The organism is Siminovitchia jepli (assembly GCF_047228825.1).
Classification (GTDB): Bacteria; Bacillota; Bacilli; order Bacillales; family Bacillaceae_C; genus Siminovitchia.
This window is the reverse complement of the sequence record NZ_JBFEGN010000050.1, coordinates 18,135-27,927: the sequence shown is the minus strand read 5'-3', so window position 1 is coordinate 27,927 and position 9,793 is coordinate 18,135. Positions and strand designations below refer to the sequence as shown.

General features: G+C 43.9%; 9 protein-coding genes. 6 read left to right on the top strand and 3 right to left on the bottom strand.

What is annotated here, in order from left to right:
- The first annotated feature begins 174 nt into the window (after positions 1-174).
- The 4 genes from AB1L08_RS15115 to AB1L08_RS15100 all read left to right on the top strand — a co-directional run bounded on the left by AB1L08_RS15115 (position 175) and on the right by AB1L08_RS15100 (position 3,924).
- Positions 175-723, top strand: a complete 549-nt coding sequence (locus AB1L08_RS15115) for a helix-turn-helix domain-containing protein (protein ID WP_413065493.1) — start codon at positions 175-177, stop codon at positions 721-723.
- A gap of 138 nt (positions 724-861) precedes the next feature.
- Positions 862-2,151, top strand: coding sequence for a hydroxymethylglutaryl-CoA reductase, degradative (locus tag AB1L08_RS15110; RefSeq protein ID WP_413065492.1), 1,290 nt, complete (start codon positions 862-864; stop codon positions 2,149-2,151).
- Positions 2,138-2,572, top strand: a complete 435-nt coding sequence (locus tag AB1L08_RS15105; RefSeq protein ID WP_413065496.1) for a hypothetical protein — start codon at positions 2,138-2,140, stop codon at positions 2,570-2,572. The genes AB1L08_RS15110 and AB1L08_RS15105 overlap by 14 nt, the downstream gene beginning before the upstream one ends.
- On the top strand, positions 2,569-3,924 hold the full coding sequence (locus AB1L08_RS15100; protein WP_413065491.1) for a tripartite tricarboxylate transporter permease: 1,356 nt from the start codon (positions 2,569-2,571) through the stop codon (positions 3,922-3,924). Before AB1L08_RS15105 ends, AB1L08_RS15100 begins: the two co-directional genes overlap by 4 nt.
- 248 nt (positions 3,925-4,172) lie before the next feature.
- Here AB1L08_RS15100 and AB1L08_RS15095 read toward each other — a convergent pair whose 3' ends face one another.
- Together AB1L08_RS15095 and AB1L08_RS15090 are read right to left on the bottom strand one after the other, a co-directional pair.
- On the bottom strand, positions 4,173-5,375 hold the full coding sequence (locus AB1L08_RS15095) for a glycerate kinase (RefSeq protein WP_413065495.1): 1,203 nt from the start codon (positions 5,373-5,375) through the stop codon (positions 4,173-4,175).
- A gap of 250 nt (positions 5,376-5,625) precedes the next feature.
- The gene (locus AB1L08_RS15090; RefSeq protein WP_413065490.1) at positions 5,626-6,921 is read right to left on the bottom strand and encodes a diguanylate cyclase domain-containing protein; all 1,296 of its coding nucleotides are present in this window, start codon (positions 6,919-6,921) and stop codon (positions 5,626-5,628) included.
- A gap of 297 nt (positions 6,922-7,218) precedes the next feature.
- Here AB1L08_RS15090 and cwlD point away from each other — a divergent pair, with 297 nt between their 5' ends.
- Positions 7,219-7,929, top strand: coding sequence for an N-acetylmuramoyl-L-alanine amidase CwlD (cwlD, locus tag AB1L08_RS15085; RefSeq protein WP_413065489.1), 711 nt, complete (start codon positions 7,219-7,221; stop codon positions 7,927-7,929).
- 123 nt (positions 7,930-8,052) lie between these two features.
- Positions 8,053-9,114 carry an Mrp/NBP35 family ATP-binding protein gene (locus AB1L08_RS15080; RefSeq protein ID WP_413065488.1) on the top strand — a complete coding sequence of 354 codons (1,062 nt, stop codon included), beginning with the start codon at positions 8,053-8,055 and terminating at the stop codon, positions 9,112-9,114.
- Positions 9,115-9,207: 93 nt separating this feature from the next.
- Here the strand turns inward: AB1L08_RS15080 and gerD are convergent, their stop codons facing one another.
- Positions 9,208-9,792, bottom strand: a complete 585-nt coding sequence (gene gerD, locus AB1L08_RS15075; protein ID WP_413065487.1) for a spore germination lipoprotein GerD — start codon at positions 9,790-9,792, stop codon at positions 9,208-9,210.
- Between the last annotated feature and the right edge of the window lies 1 nt (position 9,793).

Here is a 9,793-nt window from a genome sequence, read left to right as displayed (position 1 = left end):
GGTAAATTTTTACACCTGTGGATAAGTGCATTTTCTGTTTTAAGGACTAAAAAACATAAATTTACTCCTCAAAGCTGAACTAGACTCTTTCGCATTCCCGCTTCCCGGTCTTCCTGGTATGATATATTGTAAGATTGAAGATGAAAAAATATCTGTAGGGAGAGAGTATTCACAATGGAAGCAAAAGAATTGGGCCATAGAATTAAGTTGATGAGAACAAAGAAAAAACTGACACAAGCGGCACTTGCTGAACTGGTAGGAATTACGAAAAGTCATATTTCCAAGATTGAAAATGGAGTGGCTACCCCCAGTTTGGTTACACTTTCCAGCATAGCGGATGCACTAGGCTATCCCATGTCCTGGTTTGTGAATCAAGAAGAACATGAAGGTTTGTCAATTGTAAGAAAAAGTGACCGCGATAAAAATGTTTCCAAGAATGAGATCGGTTATGATTATGAGTTATTGGCAAATAAAAGTTTTATGAGCAGCATTAATCCGACCATTGTTACGGTTTTAAGCGGCGCAGAAGACATTAAGCCGTATGTACATGACAATGACGAATTTATTTATATCATTACGGGGAGCATTAAACTGATGTACGATGGAAAGGTGTATCGTTTGGAACAAGGAGACTCTGCTTATTTTTCCGGAAAAAAACCGCATATTTTTATTAATAATAGTGACGAAGCTTCAAAAGTACTGACCATATACGTTGAAGAGTAACGTTTTAAATGGGGTTTTTCTTACGATCCTGTATTCGTTTACAAAAAAGTCTTTACACAGCAATGCAGCTATTGTACATTGTATATACACTTATTCAACAAAGTTGAATTGTAGGAAACAAAGTGGAGGAGAGGTTGCATGAACACCCATTCGAGAGTAAAAGGTTTTTATAAATTGTCGGTAGCAGAAAGAGTAAAATGGATAGCTGCCAATGCATGTTTAACAGAAGAAGAAGTACAAAAGTTGTCGGGCGGCCTGTCCATGGATGTGGCTGATTCAATGGTCGAGAATGTGATTGGACAAATTGGCACTCCATTGGGATTGGCAGCCAATTTTAAAGTAAACGGCAAGGATGTATTTATTCCGATGGCAACAGAAGAGCCTTCTGTCATTGCAGCTGCAAGTAATGCAGCGAAAGCAGCATATGATTTGGGCGGGATTTACACATTCTCAACCGGAACCATCATGCGTGGGCAAATTCAAGTTTTGGATATTTGTGATCCATACGCTGCAAGAGCAAGAGTTTATGAACATAAAGAAGAAATTATGGAACAGTGCAATTTAAAAGATCCCACTCTGGTAGCCTTGGGAGGCGGCGTAAAAGATATTGAGGTGCATCTCGTCAATACCGTTCGGGAAACAATGCTGGTGATCCATTTAATAGTGGATACAAAGGATGCCATGGGGGCAAATGCGGTCAATACAATGGCTGAATGTGTTTCTCCGCTCATTGAAAAAGTGACGGGAGGAAGAGTTGTATTGCGCATTATATCCAATCTCGCCGATAAAAGATTGGTTCGGGCGCGAGGAGTGTTTTCTTCCGAGCTGCTTGGGGGAGGAGAAATCGTTAAAAATATCATTAGTGCTTTTGAATTTGCAGACGCAGATCCCTATCGTGCTGCAACACATAATAAAGGAGTCATGAACGGAATGACGGCTGTCGTTTTGGCAACCGGCAATGATACACGGGCCGTAGAAGCAGGTGCGCATGCCTATGCTTCAAGAACCGGCAAATATCGGTCTTTGACAACTTGGGAGCTCAATAAAGATGGCAACCTTGTCGGAACATTGGAAGTGCCCATGGCAGTCGGAATTATTGGTGGCGCCACAAAAACGAATCCGGTTGCCAAAATTGCTTTGAAAATAATGGATGTAAAAACAGCAGAAGAATTAGCTGGAATGATCGCGGCTGTAGGTTTGGCGGAAAATCTCGCCAGTTTACGTGCACTGTCTGCAGAAGGAATTCAAACGGGCCATATGCGTTTACATGCCAAAAATTTAGCCATAATGGCGGGCGCAAAAGGTGATCTCATTGAACAAGTTGTACAAAGGGCGACGGAAGAAAAAGACTTTCGCTATAGCCGAATTCTCGAAATAACAAATTCACTAAAGAGAGGGGAGGATGTTGTTGACGGTGCATCGGAATAATGCTCATCCGGCCCAAAAAGAGGAACAGTTTATTGAAATTTTAGGAGATACGATCAATAGCAAACAACTGATTATTGCCATTATATTGAGTGTCACGACTAGTTTGGGAGGGTATCAGCTCGGACAATATATCTTTCCAAAAATCACAGATTCCCAAATGGTCAATTCGTATTCTTTATTGTTGGGGATTGCCGGCACTGTGATTGTTTTGGTTTTAAACGCCGCGTTATTTAAGCCGAAACGTGTTTTATTGGAAGATGAAGTTTCGGGTAATACGATGGAAGATGTTTTTAAAGACTTGCAGCTTGATATTGATGAGGAGTTGCGATTGATCGGAGAAGATCCGGTTACCAAGAAAGAATTGGATGAACTTGGGGTGTTACGTAATTTTGAAAATATGAGGAGAATCAATAATCAATGAGCATATATGTAGTAGCATTGCTATTCGCTCTGTTGGGTGCTGTTATTTTCACCATCATAGGCTTAATCTCGGGCACGGATGAAACCGCCATCATGGTCCCGATTACGCTATTAATCATTCTTTTGGGTACTCCGCCTGAAGGAGTATTTGCCTTCTTTATGGCTGCAGTGTTGGCCAAACATCTTACACATGCCGTTCCAACTGCATTGATGGGTATACCGGGCGATACGATGGCTGTGCCGTTAATTGATCATGCGACAACATTGCGGCGCATGGGCATGCCGCATATTGCACTGCGCAAAATGATAACAGGCGGAATTATGGGCGCTTTTATTGCTTTGCCTACAGCGATTTTGTTGGGGAAGTTTCTGGGACAATTTGCCGATTTTTTTAAAGAATCATCCGGATTGATCTTTACGATTGCCGCCTTTTTAATTGCTTATTTTTCAAGAGGCAAATGGGCCAGCGTGATTGTCATTATTCCCTTTGCTTTTTTCATTAAATCACTGGATACGTTTAGTTTTTCTATTGTAGACAAACATTTAACCATCACTTTCTTTTTGGGAATCGCCATTGGCCCCATGTTTAGCAATATTTTAGCTGCAGCTTCAACTGTTGCCCGAAAAGAGATTATAAGAAAAAAGCCAAATACTTACAATTTGGCACCCGAAACAAAATCATGGAAAGGTTACTTTCCAAATCCATTTACAATTTTAACCAGGAAGCAGACAATCTTTACTTCCATTGCAACATTTATTTCTTCTTTGACATTCGTATTCAGCCCGGTCGGAATGACTGCTTTAATGGGAGAAATTGTTGGTTCCCGTACAAAAGGTGCGTATAAACAGGCCACTACCAGTTTGACAGTCATGAATGGGGTGACAGAATCTACGTATATTGCCGAGGCGATTATCCCGCTGGTTGCGTTTGGCATTCCTTTAAGTCCGGTAGCATTGGGGCCGGCATCCCCTTTATTTAATGCTCCGCCGGTATATTCGGTTGATCCGATTCATAACTTGCATACATTTTTAACTTCGTGGGACTTTTTTATTTTCGGGCTGATCGGAATTACAGTATCGGCACTGATTGCATACCCATTTGCCATGAATTATGCACGGAAGGCTTCTGTCCTGGTATTGAAGTTTGTCAGCCAAGAAGCAATTATTGCCATGTTCATTGGTTTGGCGTGTTTATTGGCATATTATGAAGCCCAATTGCTTGGGATTATCTTAACCTTTACAGTAGCAACTGTTGGTGGGCTGTTGAACCGTATTTTAGGAGTGGGTGCAGGAGTGCAATTCATGGTATTCTATGCCTCAAGCTGGATCATGCTTACATTATTTGGCGTTTAATACTGATTGACCAGACCGATCAACATGCACGGCACCGTTATTGGCTGTTCGTGCATGTTTTGGATCGGAAACACGGGTAAAAATGCAGATTAGAAAGTCAGCAAACAGGAGCCTATTTTGGAAATGTTGGCAGCCGAGATGTGTGGCATCAGACATAAAATGTCTTATTAACAAAAGCAGCGTTAAACCTAATCGTTGAAACAACCCTTCATGAACCCGGGTGGTACATTATGAATGCTAGCCTGTAGTCAAAACAAGGGAAACCGCCCAGGGAAAAATAATTTGCCATCAGTCCGCCGGCAACTTTTTCCATCGTTCTTTTTTTGATAAAAATACGTCCGGCAAACTTGCTCCGCGCTCGTTTCCAATAACTGCCCTGCAACCTGCATCGCGTTTTCCAGGTCCATCGGACGGTTGATAATGCTGAAGACTGCGATGACGCCATATTGGTAAAGCGTCTCTATGCCATTGCCAACAGTACCGGCAAGAATGATCGTAGGAATACTGTGTTTTTTTGCAGCTTGGGCTACTCCCAACGGAGTTTTTCCATATGCAGTTTGAAAATCGACCTGTCCTTCCCCTGTAATCACAAGATCGGCTCCTTCAAGATGTTCAACAAGCCTTGAATAGTGGAGAACAACATCAACCCCTCTTTTTATCGTGGATGGAAAAAAAGCCTGAAAAGCGCCTCCAATCCCTCCGGCAGCCCCTGCACCCGGCATGTCATGCAGCCGGACGCCTGTTGCCTGTTCAACGACATTCGCCCAGCGAACCAAATTTTGATCAAGCATTTTCACCATTTCATCGGTTGCTCCTTTTTGCGGACCGAACACATGGGAGGCGCCGTTCTCGCCAATCAGCGGATTTTCCACATCCGAGGCAATCAAAAAGTGGCTTTCAGAAACACGTTTTTCAAAATGGTCCATCCGAATTTCGTGAACATGGCTTAAAGCCCCCCCTCCAAATCCAATCTCATTCCCGGACTTGTCCAATAATTGCATGCCAAGGGCCTGAAGCATGCCGGCTCCGCCATCATTTGTGGCAGACCCGCCGATCGCCAAAACGAATTTCCTGTATCCTTCATCCAGTGCTTTTTTGATTAATTCTCCGGTGCCAAATGTTGTTGCGGCCAGGGGGTTTCGTTCAGAAGGGCTGATTAAATCCAGGCCGGACGCACAAGCCATTTCAATGATGCAAGTTTCCTTGTCGCCCAGCACACCGAAAAAAGCCTCGACTGGTTTCCCCAAAGGACCCGTAACCGTCACAGGGACTTTACGGCCGTTTGTGGCTGAAACGAGGGTTTCCATCGTTCCTTCACCGCCATCCGCTACGGGAACAAGCTTTGTTTCGGCATGCGGAAAAACATTTTTTATTCCTTTTTCAATGGACAGCGCGGCTTCCATGGCAGTCACGCTGCCTTTAAAGGAATCGGGGGCAATAACAATTTTTATTTTTCATCCCTCCATCGCGAAAAGGTTTACAATTGCTCCTTTTGTTATATTATACGACCCTTGATACAAAGAATCCTCTAGAAACTGGCTTTGACCATTTTTGAACGGATACCCCGTGAACAAGGTCACTCTATTGGACAAATATTTCCTACTTTAGGACTATATTTTATATGATATAATGAATGTAACTGGAAATGGATCAGAACAAAGTTGGGCCTGAGCCCTGTACAAATTCAATTTTTCCATCTGTTCATTCCGGGGAAAAATGCGGTGATTTTTCTTCCGTTTCTTGCTGGTAAAAGGCAAAATTGTTTCTTCCGTGCTTTTTTGCGGCGTAAAGCGCTTGATCGGCTTTTGACAACAACTCATCGGCGTCTTCCCCATGGTCCGGAAAACAGGCAATCCCCATGCTGGCCGAAAGAGTGCAGTAGTTGCCATCAATATCGAACGGTGTCCGGAAACTGTCCAGTAATTTTGCGGTAGTTTTTTCGATATTTTCCCGCAAGGCATAATTGATCATCAGGACGGTAAATTCATCACCGCCCAGCCGCGAGACGATATCTTTTGGATGAAGCGCTTCCTTAATTCTGCGCGCAGCTTCCATTAATACTAAATCACCAGCGTCATGGCCCCAGGAATCATTCACATATTTGAACCAGTCCAAGTCCAAATACATGACGGCAAACCGCGAACCTTCCTTTTTTGCTTTATCGGTTTGGTTTTTTAAGCAGTCCAGAAAATTCCTCCGGTTTGGCAATCCGGTGAGCGTATCATGATAGGCAAGGTGATGCAGCATTTGCTCGGCCTTTTTTCTTTCGGTAATGTCCCGCATGACAAGAACGATGCTTTCTACTTCTCCTTTCCGGCAAAACACGGGATTAGCCCTCATTTCCACGTGCATGTAACGATTATTTCCTTCTGCTTTTTGAAGGCGGAACGCCAATTGGGCTGATGTCTTTCTGTTGCCGGAAAGATTGCGTAATGTTTCGTCGACGGATGGATGATCATCCGGATGAACAAGTTCGGACAGTCGCCTTCCTTCCAATTTGTCAGGCTGGTAGCCTAGCAATGTGTTGTAAGATGGGGAGGCATATAATAATTCCCCACTCGTATCGATGATTGAGATTAAGTCTGATGAGTTTTCTGTAATGAGGCGAAACTTCTCGTCTTTTCTTCTCTGAATTTCTTCTTCCAATTCTTTTTGGGCAGTGATGTCATTGCGAATAGATACATATTGATACGGCTTGTTGCGTTCATTTAAAAAAGGAACGATCGTCGTATGGACCCAGTAATAGGTCCCGTCTTTTGCCCGATTGCGAACCTCTCCTTTCCAAACTTTTCCTGAGCCGATCGTCTTCCACATCTCTTTGAAAAACTCCTTCGGATGGTACCCCGAATTTAAAATTCTATGGTCTTGCCCGATCAGCTCTTCGCGGCTGTATTTCGAAATCTTGCAAAACTGATCATTGGCATATCGGATGATGCCTCTACGGTCTGTTATGGCGACGATGGCCGACTGATCGAGTGCGTATTTCAAATGAGCCATTTCTTTTAGAGCAGCTTCCAGGTCTTTGCTTTTTTTTGTTCAGGAGATCCTCTAAATACCGCCTCCCGGTTGGATCCTTCATCAACTTTTATTCACCTTCCTCACGCCCTTTTATATGTAAAAATCAATCCCCAAACCCGATTTTACTTGCATTTTTCAAGGAAGTCCATGAGAATTTTGCAAAATTATCAACAAATCAAAGAATGATCGTTTCGGCCATTTCCGGAAAATATGTACTAGAAATCAACCCTGTCCCATATATTTTGATAAGGAAAGATGCGGGAAGGGGAAGGCTGCATGTGGAAAAAAACAAAGATCACTTTATTGGTGATTGGAGCGAGCTTGCTTTTTTTAATTTTACAATACCAATTTCTCCCTAAAGACTCTTTTGATACGTGGAACCTTCCCCTTACGGGGAAAATCATCTATTTGGATCCGGGGCATGGCGGTCCCGACGGCGGCGCCGAAAATGGGAATGCTGTTGAGAAAGATATTGCCCTTGAAGTTGCCCTGAAGCTGCGGGATTATTTGCAAGCGCAGGGAGCACTCGTGCTGATGACGAGGGAGGAGGATAAAGATCTTGCGGATCCGGATATTCGGGGACTGAGCCGGAGAAAGACTGCTGATTTGAAAAAAAGACTTAAATTGATCAATGAATCGGATGCCGATTTATTCATCAGCATTCATTTAAATGCGATTCCTTCTTCACGATGGCGGGGTGCGCAAACTTTTTACTCACCGCATTTAGTTGAAAATAAACGGGCGGCGAAATTTATTCAAGAAGAACTGATTGCCAGTTTGGAGAATACAGACCGGGAAGCAAAAGTGATTCAATCCGTTTATATTATAAAAAATGCCAATAAACCCGGGGCGTTGGTGGAGATCGGTTTTTTATCCAACCCGACGGAACGGGAATTGCTCATGCAGGATGATTACCAGGAGAAAGTGTCCATAGCCATATACAGGGGAATCATGAGGTATTTTACGAATGAAAAAACGATAGACTAGATGAAAAGAAGCAGCCGTATTGTGCGGCTGTTTCGTATGTTGTAAAGCGTCTTTTCCAAGCTTTCAGGGCATATATGGTATACTGAAACGAGAATGGAAATCGAGTAAAGGACGGTGCGAAGATTGATTACAGAACAAAAAGCAGTTGAGATATTGAACAAATTGAAAGATCCGCTTTTACATAAGACGCTTGAAGAAACAAATGGAATTGTGGAAGTCAAAGTAAAGGAAGAAAAGGCGCACATCAGCGTAAAAATCGCCTTGGCCAAAACAGGGACACCCGAACAGCTCCAATTGCAGACAAAAATCGTCGATGTTTTGAAAAAGGCCGGTGCGGACACGGTCGGCATCCGTTTTACCGAGCTGCCTGAAGAAGAGCTCGAGAAGCACCGGGCATCCGGAGACTTGGATCAGGGCGCTGGCGGACTGCTTGCCCCCAACAGTAAAACGGCGTTCATTGCCATAGCGAGCGGAAAGGGCGGAGTCGGCAAATCGACCGTATCGGTCAACCTGGCCGTGGCACTCGCAAGCCTAGGCAAAAAAGTTGGCCTCGTTGATGCAGACATATACGGATTCAGCGTTCCGGACATGATGGGAATTGAAGAGCGCCCGACCGTTCGGGGCAAAAAGATCATCCCGGTGGAGCGTTTTGGTGTCAAGGTCATTTCCATGGCGTTTTTCGTTGAAGATAATGCCCCCGTCATTTGGCGCGGGCCGATGCTTGGAAAAATGTTAAATAACTTCTTTACGGAAGTGGAGTGGGGTGACCTTGATTATTTGCTGTTGGACTTGCCTCCCGGAACAGGTGATGTGGCGCTCGATGTTCATACGATGCTGCCAAGCTGTAAAGAAATCATCGTGACAACGCCGCACCCGACGGCTGCATTCGTTGCAGCACGCGCCGGGGCAATGGCTTTGCGTACAAATCATGAAATCATCGGTGTCATCGAAAACATGTCCTATTTTGAAAGCCGGCTGACCGGAGAAAAAGAATATGTCTTTGGCCGCGGCGGCGGGGACAAACTGGCGGAGGAGCTCCAGACAGAAGTCCTTGGAAAGCTGCCATTGCAGCAGCCCGATTGGAACGAGGATAATTTTGCCCCGTCTGTTTATGATGAAACCCATAAAGTCGGTAAAATCTATCGGCAAATTGCCGAGAAAATCAATCAGCAGTTGGGGAAATAAAGTAAAGCGAGGATATAAGCAGGTACGGCTTTAATTGGCATCCGAATATCATTGTAATAAAACAGGCTGGCCCAAAGCCAGCCTGTTTTTCTATTAACCGCCGCCGTCCTGTTCCTTATCTTTTTTTTCTCTGCCTTTTTTGTCCTCTGCTGCCTTCATCAGAATGGATTGTATTTTGGCCTGATAGAGCGGACTTTCAATCGTTTCTGTTACAACATTCCGCAGGTGTTCGCGGAATTCCTGGCTTTTAAAGCCCTCGGCCAGCTCTTTTTGGACTGCCGGGTCTTTTATAATATCGATCATCATCTTTTGATATTCCGGATCTTTCATTAATGATTTCAAAAGTTCTTCTTGTTGTTTTTGCATTCCTTTCGCCATCGCTTCTGCAATTTTGGGATCTTGAAGTGACTTTCTCCAAAAGTCCTCTGCTTTCTTTGAAGCAAGGGTTTGTTCAATCGTTTTAGTGACGACGGCTTGATCCATAACGAGCTGCTGTTTTACTTGGTCATCCTTCATAATATCTTTAACGGCTTTTTTCCCATCATCTGTTTGGAGTATATCAACGACCATTTTTTTTGTTTGGTCGTAATCCAATTGTCCTGTCTCCATTTCATTTCCACCGCATGCAGTGATGAAAAGCATGGTTCCCGCCAGGAGCAAAAAAACTCCCTTTCTCATG

What these genes read in the sequence shown, in the direction of transcription:
- AB1L08_RS15115 (WP_413065493.1), top strand. Translation starts at nt 175, where the DNA reads ATGGAAGCAAAAGAATTGGGCCATAGAATTAAGTTGATGAGAACAAAG.
- AB1L08_RS15110 (WP_413065492.1), top strand. Translation starts at nt 862, where the DNA reads ATGAACACCCATTCGAGAGTAAAAGGTTTTTATAAATTGTCGGTAGCA.
- AB1L08_RS15100 (WP_413065491.1), top strand. Translation starts at nt 2,569, where the DNA reads ATGAGCATATATGTAGTAGCATTGCTATTCGCTCTGTTGGGTGCTGTT.
- AB1L08_RS15090 (WP_413065490.1), bottom strand. Translation starts at nt 6,921, where the DNA reads ATGGCTCATTTGAAATACGCACTCGATCAGTCGGCCATCGTCGCCATA.
- cwlD (WP_413065489.1), top strand. Translation starts at nt 7,219, where the DNA reads ATGTGGAAAAAAACAAAGATCACTTTATTGGTGATTGGAGCGAGCTTG.
- gerD (WP_413065487.1), bottom strand. Translation starts at nt 9,792, where the DNA reads ATGAGAAAGGGAGTTTTTTTGCTCCTGGCGGGAACCATGCTTTTCATC.